This is a genomic window from Streptococcus oralis (assembly GCF_901543815.1).
Classification (GTDB): Bacteria; Bacillota; Bacilli; order Lactobacillales; family Streptococcaceae; genus Streptococcus; species Streptococcus oralis_CM.
In genome coordinates this window covers 1283369-1297095 of sequence record NZ_CABEIU010000002.1, presented here as the reverse complement: position 1 = coordinate 1297095, position 13727 = coordinate 1283369, and the positions used below count along the sequence as shown (strand labels likewise).

Sequence of the window (13727 nt, the reverse complement as noted above, 5' to 3'; positions counted from 1 at the left end):
TAATGGAAGATAGGGAACTTTTCCTAGTTATCAAAATTGAATGAGGAAGCTATGTCTAACGAAAACAATCACCAGCAAGCCCAGATGTTGCGAGGGACTGCTTGGCTAACAGCTAGTAACTTTATTAGTCGCCTCCTTGGGGCTATCTATATTATTCCCTGGTATATCTGGATGGGGACTTATGCTGCCAAGGCAAATGGACTCTTTACCATGGGCTACAATATTTACGCCTGGTTCTTGCTGATTTCGACAGCGGGTATACCTGTTGCGGTCGCCAAACAAGTGGCTAAGTACAATACCATGCGAGAAGAAGAGCATAGCTTTGCCTTGATTCGGAGTTTCCTAAGCTTTATGACGGGCTTGGGTCTAGTCTTTGCCTTGGTCTTGTATCTCTTTTCTCCCTGGTTAGCAGACTTATCAGGTGTGGGGAAAGACCTGATTCCCATCATGCAGAGCTTGGCTTGGGCAGTTTTGATTTTCCCATCTATGAGTGTTATTCGAGGCTTCTTCCAAGGGATGAACAACCTTAAGCCCTATGCCATGAGCCAAATCGCCGAGCAGGTGATCCGTGTTATCTGGATGTTGCTGGCCACTTTTATTATCATGAAGATGGGTTCTGGGGACTACTTATCAGCCGTTACCCAATCGACCTTTGCAGCCTTTGTGGGAATGGTGGCTAGTTTTGCAGTCTTGATCTACTTCCTTGCCCAAGAAGGTTTACTCAAAAGAGTCTTTGAAACACGGGATAAGATCAATAGTAAGCGACTCCTGGTTGATACCATCAAGGAAGCCATTCCCTTTATCCTGACAGGATCAGCCATCCAGCTCTTCCAGATTTTAGACCAGATGACCTTTATCAATAGTATGAAGTGGTTTACCAACTACAGCAATGAAGACTTGGTTGTCATGTTTTCTTATTTCTCTGCCAATCCTAATAAAATTACTATGATTTTGATTTCTGTCGGTGTCTCGATTGGAAGTGTTGGTTTGCCACTTTTGACGGAAAATTATGTTAAAGGTGATTTGAGAGCTGCTGCTCGCCTGGTTCAAGATAGTATGACCATGCTCTTTATGTTTCTATTACCAGCAACTGTTGGAGTCGTCATGGTGGGTGAGCCTCTCTATACAGTCTTTTATGGCAAGCCAGATAGTCTGGCCATGGGCTTGTTTGTCTTTGCGGTTTTACAGTCTACTATTTTAGGCTTGTATATGGTTTTGTCTCCTATGCTTCAGGCTATGTTTCGCAATCGCAAGGCAGTTCTTTACTTTGTCTATGGATCAATTGCTAAGTTAGTCTTGCAATTGCCAACCATTGCTATTTTCCACAGCTACGGTCCCTTGATCTCAACGACCATCGGTCTCATCATTCCAAATGTTCTGATGTACCGAGATATTTGTCAGGTGACGGGTGCACGTCGAAAGATTATCTTGAAGCGGACAATTTTGATTATGATTTTGACCATGGTCATGTTTATTTTGGTTGGTTTCCTACAGTGGATTTTAGGATTTTTCTTCCAACCAACAGGACGCTTCTGGAGTTTCCTCTATGTAGCCCTTATCGGAGGTCTCGGGGGAGGACTCTATGGTTTAATGAGTCTTGGCACTCACCTATTGGATAAGATTATTGGGAAACCTCAAGCAGACCGCCTACGAGCAAGATTTAAACGATCTTAACAAAATAGATTTATAAATAAAAGGAATGCTGGCCCTTTGTTAAGTATCTGGGTTAGCTGACACATAAATTAAAATCCCTAGAATCAGTTGTTCTAGGGATTTATTGGGGTGTGAGCATGATTAACTCTACAATCATAGCGATATAGAGGACTAATGTCAGGAGAAAACCTGCTCTCCAGAAGAATTTGATAAATTTAGGGTAATAAAAACTTCGTTTTTTGACAAGGAAAAAGACTACAAGGAGAATTGCTAAGAGTGAAAGTGCAACACCAAGTCGCGGTAGAAAGTTGTGGGTAAAGGCTTTAGCAGTGATCAGATAATACTCAAATACCAAAAGTGGAAAAGCTAAATCCGCAAAGTTCAGTCCTAGTTTTTTCAGTTTAAAAAGTTTTGTTACAATGATGGAGACCACGAGGGTTAATACCAACAATAAAGTAGCTGCTATTTTCATTAAAATCATACCCATATTGTATCATAAAAAAACGCTAAAGGAAATGAGAAACAAGGGAATTTGTTGGAAAGTCAGGCTTTTGAGATTGTAGGTGTTTTTTGTTATAATGAAAGTTATGAAATCTTATAATACCTTGAATGATTATTATCGAAAACTCTTTGGAGAAAAGACTTTTAAAGTTCCTATTGATGCGGGGTTTGACTGTCCTAATCGCGATGGAACTGTGGCACATGGGGGGTGTACCTTTTGTACGGTTTCGGGTTCTGGAGATGCCATTGTAGCACCAGATGCCCCTATCCGTGAGCAATTTTATAAGGAAATCGACTTTATGCACCGCAAGTGGCCGGATGTTCAAAAGTATCTGGTTTATTTTCAAAACTTTACCAATACCCATGAAAAGGTGGAAGTGATTCGGGAGCGTTATGAACAAGCCATCAACGAACCTGGTGTAGTGGGAATCAATATCGGAACACGGCCAGACTGCCTGCCAGACGAAACCATCGAATATTTGGCTGAGTTATCGGAACGCATACATGTGACGGTAGAATTGGGATTACAGACCACTTATGAAATAACCTCTGACCTGATTAACCGTGCTCATTCTTATGAATTGTATGTTGAAACAGTAAAACGCTTGAGGAAATATCCCAAGATTGAGATTGTTTCCCATCTGATCAACGGCCTGCCTGGGGAAACTCATGATATGATGATTGAAAATGTCCGCCGTTGTGTCACCGATAATGATATTCAAGGAATTAAACTGCACTTGCTCCATCTTATGACCAATACACGCATGCAACGGGATTATCACGAGGGGCGTTTGCAACTGATGAGTCAGGATGAGTATGTCAAAGTTATCTGTGATCAACTGGAAATCATTCCCAAGCATATCGTCATCCATCGAATTACAGGAGATGCACCGAGAGATATGCTGATTGGTCCTATGTGGAGCCTCAATAAATGGGAAGTGCTAAATGCTATTGAAACTGAGATGCGACGTCGCGGAAGTGTGCAAGGATGCAAGGCTGTAAAACAGGAGTTTAAAAATGAAAAGACCACTTGAGATGGCACATGATTTTTTGGCTGAGGTTGTGACAAAAGGGGATATCGTAGTGGATGCGACCATGGGAAATGGCCATGATACCCTTTTTCTAGCCAAGTTAGCCAAGCAAGTCTATGCCTTTGATATCCAGGAGCAGGCTTTGGAGAAGACGCAAGAGCGTTTGTATCAGGCTGGAATGACAAATGCCCAGTTAATCTTGCAAGGTCATGAGACGCTTGACCAGTTTGTGACAGAAGCTAAGGCAGGGATTTTTAATCTGGGTTATCTGCCTTCTGCTGACAAATCTGTCATTACACAACCTCAGACTACTATTGAAGCTTTAGAAAAGCTGTGCCATTTGCTTGTCAAGGGGGGACGGATTGCCATTATGATCTACTATGGTCATGAGGGAGGAGACATTGAAAGGGATGCTGTTTTGGACTTTGTTAGCCAGTTGAACCAACAAGAGTGTACAGTTGCCATTTATCGGACTCTCAACCAAGTTAACAATCCACCGTTTTTAGTTATGATTGAAAAATTAGAAAGGTATAGACATGGATAAACAATACCTTCGTGAGAAGCTAGAGGCTATGCGCCAAAATTTTGTCGAGTCAACGCATCACGAGCGAGCAGTCGGGGTGCTCGACGAAGCACATATGAGCAAGAAAATGCTTAAAATTAAGAAAAAATTAGTGGCTCTTGAAATGGAACGATGCCAGAAAAAAATTGAGCACAAAGACTGTTCTAAGATTGATCAGAAAATCCAAGAGCAAAAGGAGATTTTTGAATCTTGTTGTAAAAAAGATTAAGGAGGAATTGTGTGGAATTACTCATTTACTTGATTCTATTTTTATTTGTCTTAATCATTTCAACCACGACCAATAAACTTCTCCCTTTTTTGCCCCTTCCTCTTGTGCAAATCCTTTTAGGGATTGGGATTGGCTTATTTGTTCCCGATGCGGACTTTCATCTCAATACAGAGCTGTTTCTGGCCATGGTTATTGGTCCCTTACTTTTCCGGGAGGCAGAAGAAGCAGATATTACATCTGTTTTAAAACACTGGCGCATCATTGTCTACTTAATCTTTCCAGTGATTTTCATCTCGACCTTGAGTTTGGGAGCCTTGGCTCATTTCCTTTGGCTCAGTCTTCCCTTAGCTGCCTGTTTGGCTGTTGGGGCAGCGCTTGGTCCGACGGATCTGGTAGCCTTTGCTTCTCTTTCTGAGCGTTTTCGTTTTCCAAAACGGGTATCCAATATTCTCAAAGGAGAAGGACTTCTAAATGATGCTTCGGGCTTGGTAGCCTTTCGGGTGGCACTGGCTGCATGGACAACTGGCGCTTTTTCCCTCAGTCAGGCTGGAACATCCCTAGCACTTTCAATCCTTGGTGGTTTTGCAGTCGGTTTTGTGACGGCAATGATCAATCGTTTCTTGCATACATTTTTACTGAGTGTGCGAGCGACTGATATAGCGAGTGAACTCTTGCTTGAACTGAGTTTGCCTCTCATGACCTTCTTTATCGCTGAAGAAATCCATGTTTCAGGGATTATCGCAGTTGTAGTCGCAGGTATTTTGAAGGCCAGCCGCTTTAAGAAAATTACGCTCCTTGAGGCTCAAGTAGACACCGTGACGGAGACCGTCTGGCACACAGTGACCTTTATGCTAAACGGATCAGTCTTTGTTCTCTTGGGAATGGAATTAGAGTTGATTGCAGAGCCGATTCTGTCTAATTCTCTCTACAATCCCTTTCTTTTACTACTTTCAGTTGTCGTTCTGACCTTCTTGCTTTTTGCGATCCGCTTTGTCATGATTGCTGGTTTTTACTTTGTGAGAACGCGTCGACTTAAGAAAAAAATTCATAAGTACATGAAAGATATGCTTCTTTTAACCTTCTCTGGTGTTAAAGGGACAGTATCTATCGCGACCATTCTCCTCATACCAAGTCATTTGGAGCAGGAATACCCTCTGTTACTCTTCCTAGTAGCAGGCGTTACACTATTAAGCTTTCTAACAGGTTTACTGGTCCTCCCTCACTTATCTGAGGAACAAGAGGAAAGCAAGGATCATTTGATGCATATAGCGATTCTGAATGATGTAGCTGCAGAATTAGAAAAAGAGCTGGACCATCACAAGAACAAACTTCCTCTTTATGCAGCTATTGATAATTATCATGGTCGGATTGAAAACCTCATCCTTAGTCTGGAAAACAAGAGAGTCCAAGAGGACTGGGAGTCCCTCAAGCTTCTTATCTTGAGTATTGAGAGTGACGGTTTGGAGCAAGCCTACGAAGAAAATAGAATCAGCGAGCGTGGCTATCGAGTTTACCAACGTTACCTAAAAAACATGGAGCAGAGTATCAATCGGAATTTCGCTTCTAGAGTGACTTATTACTTCCTAGTTTCTTTACGGATACTGCGCTTTCTACTCCATGAAATGTTTACCTTTGGCAAAACTTTCCGTAGTTGGATGAATGAAGAATCTCGTAAACTACTAGCAGTTGACTATGATCAGATTTCAGAGTTGTATTTGGAAAATACAGAGCTGATTATCGAGAGTTTGGAAAACCTCAAAGGGGTTTACAAGAGTTCTCTGATTAGCTTTATGCAAGAATCTCGTCTACGCGAGACGGCCATTATCGGAAGTGGTGCTTTTGTTGAGCGGGTTATCAATCGCATCAAGCCAAACAATATCGATGAAATGCTACGAGGCTACTATCTCGAACGCAAGGCAATCTTTGAATACGAAGAAGCTAAACTGATAACAGCCAAGTATGCCAAAAAACTACGCCAAAATGTGAATAACTTAGAAAATTATTCTCTGAAAGAGGCCGCAAATACCTTACCTTATGATATGCTAGATTTAATCAGAAGAACTTAGATGATGAAGAAAATGACGGAGGATGGGATATGAAAAAGTGGTGGAAGGAGCTATTGGATAAGCCCTTATTGAAAGCTTTTTTGCATTATTATCAAGCATCTGATAGCGAGTTGACTAGTGTCGCTGTTGCCTACTATTGGTTGATTTCAATCTTCCCCTTGCTGATGATAATGGTCAATATTTTGCCCTATTTTCAGATTCCGATTTCAAATTTTTTGCTCACCATCAAAGAATTTGTACCAGATACAGTCTATGATGTGGTTGCAAAGATTGTCCGAGAAGTCCTGACTCAACCATCGACTGGTTTGCTGAGTTTTGCAGTCTTGTCAGCCCTTTGGACCTTCTCGAAATCGATGGATTTCCTCCAAAAAGCTTTTAATAAGGCCTATGGAGTGGCCAAGAGCAGAGGAATTATCTCCCATCAACTGATGAGTTTACTCGTCAGCTTTGGTTTGCAAATTCTTTTTGCCTTAGCCTTATTTTTGAGTATGTTTGGTCGTATGTTGCTCAACCTAGTCAAAACTTACTGGCAATCAGACAGTCCTTTCTTTGATTATCTACAGGACTTTACAGGCCCTTTGATTTATGCCTTGCTCTTTGCCATCTTGGTCATGCTCTACTATTTCCTTCCAAATGTCAGAGTCCCTCGTATTCGCTACGTTTTTCCTGGTAGTATCTTTGTTTTGCTGACGCTTGTCTTTCTTTTGAATATCTTTTCTGTTTATTTCAATAACTATGTCAACCATCTAGTCGACGTCCGATTTTTCAGCTCCATTATCGTTGTGGTGATGATGTTCTGGTTTATTCTCATCGCCAAGATTCTGATTATCGGAGCAGTTATCAATGCCAGTGTACAGAGTTTGAAAGATCCAAAGTTTCGTGATAACACATTCTTTTTAAAAAATGAAGAATAAAAAAAGACGCTTTGAAAACAAAGTGTCTTTTTATTGCATTTGCAACAAAAATGTGCTATTCTATCATCATAGATGCGAAAGGAGGAAACATGTCGTTATTACGCGAAATCGGAGTTATAGCCCGTGCCCTAGATTCTATTGCTAATATTGAGTTTCGTGATATTGAACTAGCTCGTGGGCAATATCTTTATTTAGTGCGAATCAAGGAGAACCCAGGAATTATTCAAGAAACTTTATCAGATTTGCTAAAGGTTGATCGCTCAACAGTTGCCCGTTCCGTTAAAAAACTAGAAGAAAAGGGATTGATAGAGCAAAGAGCAGCTGTGGATAATCGAAAAAATAAGGAGTGGTTTGTAACAGAAAAAGGTGAGATTCTCTATCCCTTTATTCTAGCTGAACATCACTATTCAGAGAATTCTGCCCTAAAAGGATTTTCCAGGGAAGAGGCCAGAGAACTGGAGAGCCTACTAATTCGGGTTAGAAAAAATATTACAAGTGATTGGGATATGGTCAAAAAAGGCCAGAAAAGAAATTATTTATAATAAGAGGTGAAAGATGAAAGTTATCGTTGAAAATGAATTTTGGAGCTTGTTTCCAGAAGCGCAGATTAGCATTTTAGTAGTAAAGGGATTAGATAATACAGTTGATGAAAGCAAGGATCCCTATTTCAAAACCTTGCTAGATAAGGGAGCTAAACGAGCTGAGGATTTCATTTCGGATGAGAATTTTACTCAGAATGATGTCATTCAAGAATGGCGTCAGGCTTTCAGCAAGTTCAAAACGAAAAAAGGAGCACGTTCTTCGATTGAAGCCCTACTTAAGCGGGTCAGTCAGGGAAGAGAGTTTAATCCCATCAATCCCTTGGTAGACATCTATAATAGTGTCTCTCTATCTTATGCGGTTCCCTGTGGTGGCGAAGATGTGAACAAGATTGTAGGCAATCTTCATCTTGGTCAGGCTAAGGGAGGAGAACCTTTCTTTCCACTAGGAGCTGAAAACGATGCGCCTGCTTTACCTGAAGAAATCATCTATTACGATGATGAAGGAGCGGTTTGTCGTTGTCTTAACTGGAGAGAGGCACAGAGAACCATGTTGACGGAAGAGACAAAGGATGCTGTCTTAGTGATTGAAGCGATCAATGGTGAACAGGCGGCGCGTGCTCAGTCTGCCATGGAAGAATTACAGGACTTGGTAAAGGACTACTTTGGTGTTCAAGGCAAACTGGTTCATCTAACTTCTGAGTCCCCAGAAATTACACTTTAAACAGAAATAGCCCTGTCATCTCTTAGGAATAAACTATCCTAAAGAAATGGCGGAGCTATTTTTAATAGATAAACATGGCATCACCGAAACTGAAGAAACGGTAGTGTTCTTGAATAGCGTGCTGGTAAGCATCTAGGACTAAGTCACGACCTGCAAAGGCAGAAACCAACATGACGAGAGTTGATTTTGGCAGATGGAAGTTGGTTGAGAAAGCATCGACAACCTTCCATTCGTAACCTGGTTTGATAAAGATATTGGTCCAACCAGAATCTGCTTGGATTTGTCCATCAAACTTGGAACCGATGGTTTCCAGTGTGCGGATCGAAGTAGTTCCAACAGCAATAACACGACCTCCATTTTCCTTGACAGAGCGAAGGGTGGCTGCTGCTTCATCAGAAAGTTGGTAGAACTCTGAGTGCATTTCATGTTCGTCCAGATTGTCAACAGAAACGGGTCTAAAGGTTCCTAAACCAACGTGGAGGGTCAAATAAACCAAATGGACGCCCTTGGCTTGGATTTCTGCTAGCAGTTCTTTGGTGAAGTGGAGGCCAGCAGTAGGTGCAGCAGCAGAGCCACTTTCTTTAGCGTAGACCGTTTGATAACGTTCGCGATCATCCAGTTTTTCATGGATATAAGGTGGCAGTGGCATTTCACCGAGACTTTCCAAGACTTCTAGAAAAATTCCTTGGTATTCAAAGCGGACAATACGGCCTCCGTGGGTCAATTCCTCCGTAACGACAGCGCTAAGGCGACCATCACCAAAGTTGACCCGAGTGCCAACCTTGAGGCGTTTAGCAGGTTTAGCGAGAACCTCCCACTCATCTCCACTGGTATTTTTGAGTAGGAGAAGCTCCACATGGCCTCCAGTTTCTTCCTTTTGACCATAGAGGCGGGCAGGGAGAACACGGGTGTCATTCATAACAAGAGCATCACCGGGTTCTAGCATATCGATGATGGAGTGGAAGTGCTTATCCTGAAATTCTCCCCTCTCTCGGTTGACGATGAGGAGTTTGGAGGCATCTCGTTTTTCAAGTGGTGTTTGGGCAATCAATTCCTCAGGCAAGTGGAAATCAAAATCAGCTGTATTCATTTTTTTCATCATTCTTTCTAACTTCTAATCTTATCCATTATAACACGTTTCAAGTTTGGACGCTCTTTTTTTGGAAATTAAATCGTTTTCACTTGACAAAAATTGGTCTATACCATATAATAAATATAGATTAAAACGGAGGATGAAAAGATGAAAGTTATTAAAGTTGAAAATCAAGTCGAAGGTGGAAAAGTAGCTTTTGAGATTTTGAAGGAAAAATTGGCCAATGGTGCTCAAACATTAGGACTTGCGACAGGAAGCAGCCCGCTTGAGTTTTACAAGGAAATCGTTGAGAGTGATCTTGATTTTTCAAATCTAACCAGTGTGAACCTTGATGAGTATGTCGGGCTTGATGGGGACAATCCACAGTCTTACCGTTACTTTATGCAAGAAAACTTGTTCAACCAAAAACCATTTAAGGAAAGCTTCTTGCCACGTGGTGTTAAGGATAATGCTGAAGCTGAGGTAGAACGTTACAACCAAATTTTGGCTGACCATCCAGTTGACCTGCAAATCTTGGGAATCGGTCGCAATGGACATATCGGATTTAACGAACCGGGCACTCCATTTGACAGCCAAACGCATCTAGTAGAACTTGACCAGTCTACTATCGAAGCCAATGCTCGCTTCTTTGACAAGATTGAAGATGTCCCAACCCAAGCCATTTCAATGGGAATTAAAAACATCTTGGATGCCAAGTCAATTATTCTCTTTGCTTACGGTGAGTCGAAAGCAGAAGCCATTGCTGGAACAGTATCAGGCCCAGTAACTGAAAGTCTACCAGCAAGTAGCCTCCAAAACCACCCTGATGTGACTATTATCGCAGATGCAGCAGCGCTCAGCTTGCTTGAAAAATAAAAAGTACAAGAACCACTTGCTCTTTGGAGTGAGTGGTTTTAGACATATAAAACTTCAACATTACGTTAGGGGACACATGAATAAAGAAGAATTTCTAAAAATAAAAGAAGCATATAAGAGCGCTAGGACAGAAGAGAAAAAAAGAATAATAGACTACATTACAAAGAAGAAAGATAAGAAAGGGAATTATCTTTTTACTAAGTCAAAGGATAAACCATATAGCTCAAGAAACCAATATTTAGGAGGGAGAGGGAGTGGTAAATACACTTCATCTAGTAGATTATCTAGACCATATGATTTATCAAATCATATGTGGATTGATTTGAATTATAAAGGAAATGAAATACTAATTTCTTTACAGTCTTTTGATATTGATCCAAATAGTAAAGAACTTCACGTCTTATATGATAGGATAGGTATCTTATTTGAAAAATCTAAAAAAATTCCAATTTTTAAAGATTGTTATACAATAACTAAAGTTAGTGATGCTTTTCTTAAAATGGAAACAACAAACTGGGAACTACCTTTATCTGAAGCAGAGATGGAGGAGATGGTGGACTATATTATTAGTCATTATGAAAAATAAAAAACTTAGTTTCCCCTTGACATTTATTCATTTTACGTGTAAAATAGAATAGATCTTGAACTTGAAGGGAGTGAAAAAAATGTCTAAAACAGTAGTACGTAAGAATGAATCTCTTGACGATGCACTTCGTCGTTTCAAACGTGCGGTTACTAAAGCTGGTACTCTTCAAGAAACACGCAAACGTGAATTCTATGAAAAACCTTCTGTAAAACGTAAACGTAAATCAGAAGCAGCTCGTAAACGTAAAAAATTCTAATTAGAAATGAGAGGCTAGAGAAATCTAGTCTTTTTATTTTTAAATAAATACTGTAATTCCTGCAAAAAAAGGAAACTTCCAACTACAATCTGATATAATAGTAGGGAGAACTCGATTGAAGGAGGAAATTATGTCGGTTTTAGTAAGAGAAGTAATTGAAAAGCTCAGACTAGATATTGTCTATGGTGAAGGCGAATTGCTTGAAAAGGAAATTAATACTGCGGACATTATGAGACCTGGTCTTGAAATGACGGGCTATTTTGATTACTATACTCCAGAACGGATTCAGTTGTTAGGGATGAAGGAGTGGTCCTATTTGGTTGCTATGCCTGCCCATAACCGTTATCAAGTTTTGAAGAAAATGTTTCTACCTGAAACACCCGCTGTCATCGTTGCTCGTGGCTTGGTAGTGCCAGAAGAAATGTTGAAAGCTGCTAGAGAATGTAAGATTGCGATTTTGACCAGTCGAACATCAACCAGTCGTTTATCTGGAGAGTTATCTAGCTACCTTGATTCCCGTTTGGCTGAACGTACGAGTGTTCATGGTGTCTTGATGGACATCTATGGCATGGGTGTCTTGATCCAAGGGGATAGTGGTATCGGTAAGAGCGAGACAGGCCTTGAACTTGTGAAACGGGGACACCGTTTGGTGGCAGATGACCGTGTAGATATCTTTGCCAAGGATGAAATGACCCTTTGGGGAGAGCCCGCTGAAATTTTGAAGCATTTACTTGAGATTCGTGGAGTGGGTATTATTGACGTGATGAGTCTCTACGGAGCAAGTGCTGTAAAAGATTCTTCACAAGTTCAGTTGGCTGTTTACTTGGAAAATTACGATACCCATAAGACCTTTGACCGTCTAGGAAACAATGCCGAAGAACTCGAAGTTTCTGGTGTGACGATTCCGCGTATCCGCATCCCAGTAAAAACAGGACGCAATATCTCAGTTGTTATTGAGGCGGCAGCTATGAACTATCGCGCTAAGGAAATGGGCTTTGATGCGACGCGTTTATTTGAAGAACGCTTGACTAATCTCATCTCCAAAAATGAGGTGAAAGATGATTAATCCAGTTGCATTTGAAATCGGTCCCTTTGCTATTCGTTGGTATGCTTTGTGTATTGTAGCTGGTCTGGTTCTGGCAGTTTATCTTGCCATGAAAGAAGCTCCTAAAAAGAAAATCCTATCAGATGATATTTTGGATTTTATCCTGATTGCTTTTCCGGTAGCTATTTTAGGTGCTAGACTATACTACGTACTCTTTCGCTTAGATTATTATCTGCAAAATCCAGGTGAAATCATCGCCATTTGGAATGGTGGTTTGGCCATTTACGGAGGTTTGATAGCGGGCGCTATTGTCCTTTATATCTTTGCAGATAGAAAGCTGATCAATACTTGGGATTTCTTAGATATTGCAGCACCTAGCGTCATGATTGCCCAGAGTTTAGGGCGCTGGGGGAACTTCTTTAACCAAGAAGCCTACGGTGCAGCGGTAGATAGTCTGGATTATTTGCCGGGCTTTATCCGTGATCAGATGTACATTGAGGGGAGTTATCGTCAGCCGACCTTCCTATACGAGTCGGTTTGGAATCTGATCGGTTTTGCTTTAATCTTGATTTTTAGACGAAAATTAAAAGGAATCAGACGTGGTCATATCACTGCTTTCTACTTGATTTGGTATGGTTTTGGTCGTATGATCATCGAAGGAATGCGGACGGATAGTCTCATGTTCTTTGGTCTGCGAGTTTCCCAATGGTTATCAGTTGTCCTTATCGGACTCGGTATTTTTATCATACTTTATCAAAATCGAAAGAAAGCTCCGTTCTATCATACAGAGGAGGAAAAATAAATGTTAGAAGTTGCATATATTCTTGTTGCGATTGCTTTGATTGTCTGTTTAGTCTATTTGACAATCACGATTCAAAAAGCAGGTCGTATGATTGATGAGACAGAGAAGACCATCAAAACGTTGAGCTCAGATGTGAACGTTACCTTGCATCAGACCAATGAATTACTGGTTAAGGTCAATGTGTTGGCAGATGATATCAATATCAAAGTTGCGACGATTGATCCACTCTTTACTGCTGTGGCGGACTTGTCTGAGTCGGTATCTGATCTCAACCAACATGCACGTGTTTTAGGTAAAAAGGCTTCATCCGCTGGTTCAAAGACCATTAAAACAGGTGCAGGCTTGTCCGCTCTTCGTGTTGCAAGTAAATTTTTCAAAAAATAAAAAAGGAGAAATCTTATGGGAAAACTATCCTCTATCCTTTTAGGAACAGTTTCAGGTGCTGCTCTTGCTTTGTTTTTGACGAGTGACAAGGGCAAGCAAGTTTGTAGTCAAGCTCAGGATTTTCTAGATGATTTGAGAGAAGATCCAGAATATGCTAGAGAGCAGGTTTGTGAAAAACTAACAGAAGTGAAGGAACAGGCAACTGACTTTGTACTGAAAACAAAGGAACAAGTAGAATCTGGTGAAATCACTTTTGATAGTGTCCTTGACCAAGCTAAAAACTGTGCTCGACAAGCGACAGAAGCGTCAAAGGAAACCTTTAACAATCTCAAGGAGCAGTGGCAAGAACAGTCAACAACTCCAGACATTGCTGAAGACCAAGAAGAAATCATCATCGATATTACTGAAGTATAATGCATCACCATCTCTGGTTTTTGGAGATGGTGATTTTTATCTGCAAGCCTGTCTTTGTGGTATAATAAATACT

Annotated in this window: 17 protein-coding genes; 15 read left to right on the top strand and 2 right to left on the bottom strand. The window is 40.8% G+C overall.

Annotated elements, in window-relative coordinates:
- The first annotated feature begins 51 nt into the window (after positions 1–51).
- On the top strand, positions 52–1674 hold the full coding sequence (locus tag FQT28_RS06590) for a putative polysaccharide biosynthesis protein (protein WP_143989751.1): 1623 nt from the start codon (positions 52–54) through the stop codon (positions 1672–1674).
- Positions 1675–1774: 100 nt separating this feature from the next.
- On the opposite strand, the gene FQT28_RS06585 is transcribed toward FQT28_RS06590, so the two are convergent.
- Complete coding sequence (locus FQT28_RS06585) at positions 1775–2140, bottom strand: DUF3397 domain-containing protein (protein WP_093585786.1); 366 nt, start codon at positions 2138–2140, stop codon at positions 1775–1777.
- Between the two features lie 91 nt (positions 2141–2231).
- On the opposite strand from FQT28_RS06585, the gene mnmL reads away from it, so the two are divergent.
- From mnmL to FQT28_RS06550, 7 genes are all read left to right on the top strand, one after another.
- Positions 2232–3188, top strand: coding sequence for a tRNA modification radical SAM protein MnmL/YtqA (gene mnmL / locus FQT28_RS06580; RefSeq protein ID WP_125397782.1), 957 nt, complete (start codon positions 2232–2234; stop codon positions 3186–3188).
- Complete coding sequence (mnmM, locus tag FQT28_RS06575) at positions 3172–3729, top strand: tRNA 5-(aminomethyl)-2-thiouridylate-methyltransferase MnmM (protein WP_143989750.1); 558 nt, start codon at positions 3172–3174, stop codon at positions 3727–3729. The genes mnmL and mnmM overlap by 17 nt, the downstream gene beginning before the upstream one ends.
- Positions 3722–3976 carry a hypothetical protein gene (locus tag FQT28_RS06570; RefSeq protein WP_000361094.1) on the top strand — a complete coding sequence of 85 codons (255 nt, stop codon included), beginning with the start codon at positions 3722–3724 and terminating at the stop codon, positions 3974–3976. The genes mnmM and FQT28_RS06570 overlap by 8 nt, the downstream gene beginning before the upstream one ends.
- An 11-nt stretch (positions 3977–3987) precedes the next feature.
- Entirely contained in the window at positions 3988–6042 is a 2055-nt protein-coding gene (locus tag FQT28_RS06565; protein ID WP_084948884.1) for a cation:proton antiporter, read from the top strand.
- Positions 6043–6071: 29 nt separating this feature from the next.
- Positions 6072–6956, top strand: a complete 885-nt coding sequence (locus FQT28_RS06560) for a YihY/virulence factor BrkB family protein (RefSeq protein WP_143989749.1) — start codon at positions 6072–6074, stop codon at positions 6954–6956.
- Between the two features lie 89 nt (positions 6957–7045).
- Positions 7046–7498 carry a MarR family winged helix-turn-helix transcriptional regulator gene (locus FQT28_RS06555; protein ID WP_125398777.1) on the top strand — a complete coding sequence of 151 codons (453 nt, stop codon included), beginning with the start codon at positions 7046–7048 and terminating at the stop codon, positions 7496–7498.
- A 13-nt stretch (positions 7499–7511) separates the two neighbouring features.
- Positions 7512–8219: a B3/B4 domain-containing protein gene (locus tag FQT28_RS06550; RefSeq protein ID WP_143989748.1), complete on the top strand. Its 708-nt coding sequence runs from the start codon at positions 7512–7514 to the stop codon at positions 8217–8219.
- Between the two features lie 61 nt (positions 8220–8280).
- Here FQT28_RS06550 and queA read toward each other — a convergent pair whose 3' ends face one another.
- The gene (queA, locus tag FQT28_RS06545; protein WP_143990070.1) at positions 8281–9309 is read right to left on the bottom strand and encodes a tRNA preQ1(34) S-adenosylmethionine ribosyltransferase-isomerase QueA; all 1029 of its coding nucleotides are present in this window, start codon (positions 9307–9309) and stop codon (positions 8281–8283) included.
- Positions 9310–9459: 150 nt separating this feature from the next.
- On the opposite strand from queA, the gene FQT28_RS06540 reads away from it, so the two are divergent.
- The 7 genes from FQT28_RS06540 (at position 9460) to FQT28_RS06510 (ending at position 13654) form a co-directional block, all read left to right on the top strand.
- Positions 9460–10167 carry a glucosamine-6-phosphate deaminase gene (locus tag FQT28_RS06540; RefSeq protein WP_143989747.1) on the top strand — a complete coding sequence of 236 codons (708 nt, stop codon included), beginning with the start codon at positions 9460–9462 and terminating at the stop codon, positions 10165–10167.
- Between the two features lie 76 nt (positions 10168–10243).
- Positions 10244–10753: a hypothetical protein gene (locus tag FQT28_RS06535; protein ID WP_143989746.1), complete on the top strand. Its 510-nt coding sequence runs from the start codon at positions 10244–10246 to the stop codon at positions 10751–10753.
- Between the two features lie 79 nt (positions 10754–10832).
- A complete protein-coding gene (gene rpsU, locus FQT28_RS06530; protein WP_000048054.1) occupies positions 10833–11009 on the top strand; it encodes a 30S ribosomal protein S21 in 177 nt (58 codons plus the stop codon).
- A 130-nt stretch (positions 11010–11139) separates the two neighbouring features.
- On the top strand, positions 11140–12075 hold the full coding sequence (hprK, locus tag FQT28_RS06525) for an HPr(Ser) kinase/phosphatase (protein WP_038805477.1): 936 nt from the start codon (positions 11140–11142) through the stop codon (positions 12073–12075).
- Positions 12068–12856: a prolipoprotein diacylglyceryl transferase gene (gene lgt, locus FQT28_RS06520; protein WP_143989745.1), complete on the top strand. Its 789-nt coding sequence runs from the start codon at positions 12068–12070 to the stop codon at positions 12854–12856. The genes hprK and lgt overlap by 8 nt, the downstream gene beginning before the upstream one ends.
- Positions 12857–13240, top strand: a complete 384-nt coding sequence (locus tag FQT28_RS06515) for a DUF948 domain-containing protein (protein ID WP_000895033.1) — start codon at positions 12857–12859, stop codon at positions 13238–13240.
- Between the two features lie 15 nt (positions 13241–13255).
- The gene (locus tag FQT28_RS06510) at positions 13256–13654 is read left to right on the top strand and encodes a YtxH domain-containing protein (RefSeq protein WP_125398705.1); all 399 of its coding nucleotides are present in this window, start codon (positions 13256–13258) and stop codon (positions 13652–13654) included.
- Positions 13655–13727: the final 73 nt, after the last annotated feature.

Bases quoted from the DNA above. Each gene is read 5' to 3' on its own strand.
- FQT28_RS06590 (WP_143989751.1), top strand. From the start codon at position 52: ATGTCTAACGAAAACAATCACCAGCAAGCCCAGATGTTGCGAGGGACT.
- FQT28_RS06585 (WP_093585786.1), bottom strand. From the start codon at position 2,140: ATGGGTATGATTTTAATGAAAATAGCAGCTACTTTATTGTTGGTATTA.
- mnmL (WP_125397782.1), top strand. From the start codon at position 2,232: ATGAAAGTTATGAAATCTTATAATACCTTGAATGATTATTATCGAAAA.
- mnmM (WP_143989750.1), top strand. From the start codon at position 3,172: ATGAAAAGACCACTTGAGATGGCACATGATTTTTTGGCTGAGGTTGTG.
- FQT28_RS06570 (WP_000361094.1), top strand. From the start codon at position 3,722: ATGGATAAACAATACCTTCGTGAGAAGCTAGAGGCTATGCGCCAAAAT.
- FQT28_RS06560 (WP_143989749.1), top strand. From the start codon at position 6,072: ATGAAAAAGTGGTGGAAGGAGCTATTGGATAAGCCCTTATTGAAAGCT.
- FQT28_RS06555 (WP_125398777.1), top strand. From the start codon at position 7,046: ATGTCGTTATTACGCGAAATCGGAGTTATAGCCCGTGCCCTAGATTCT.
- FQT28_RS06550 (WP_143989748.1), top strand. From the start codon at position 7,512: ATGAAAGTTATCGTTGAAAATGAATTTTGGAGCTTGTTTCCAGAAGCG.
- queA (WP_143990070.1), bottom strand. From the start codon at position 9,309: ATGAATACAGCTGATTTTGATTTCCACTTGCCTGAGGAATTGATTGCC.
- FQT28_RS06540 (WP_143989747.1), top strand. From the start codon at position 9,460: ATGAAAGTTATTAAAGTTGAAAATCAAGTCGAAGGTGGAAAAGTAGCT.
- FQT28_RS06535 (WP_143989746.1), top strand. From the start codon at position 10,244: ATGAATAAAGAAGAATTTCTAAAAATAAAAGAAGCATATAAGAGCGCT.
- rpsU (WP_000048054.1), top strand. From the start codon at position 10,833: ATGTCTAAAACAGTAGTACGTAAGAATGAATCTCTTGACGATGCACTT.
- hprK (WP_038805477.1), top strand. From the start codon at position 11,140: ATGTCGGTTTTAGTAAGAGAAGTAATTGAAAAGCTCAGACTAGATATT.
- lgt (WP_143989745.1), top strand. From the start codon at position 12,068: ATGATTAATCCAGTTGCATTTGAAATCGGTCCCTTTGCTATTCGTTGG.
- FQT28_RS06515 (WP_000895033.1), top strand. From the start codon at position 12,857: ATGTTAGAAGTTGCATATATTCTTGTTGCGATTGCTTTGATTGTCTGT.
- FQT28_RS06510 (WP_125398705.1), top strand. From the start codon at position 13,256: ATGGGAAAACTATCCTCTATCCTTTTAGGAACAGTTTCAGGTGCTGCT.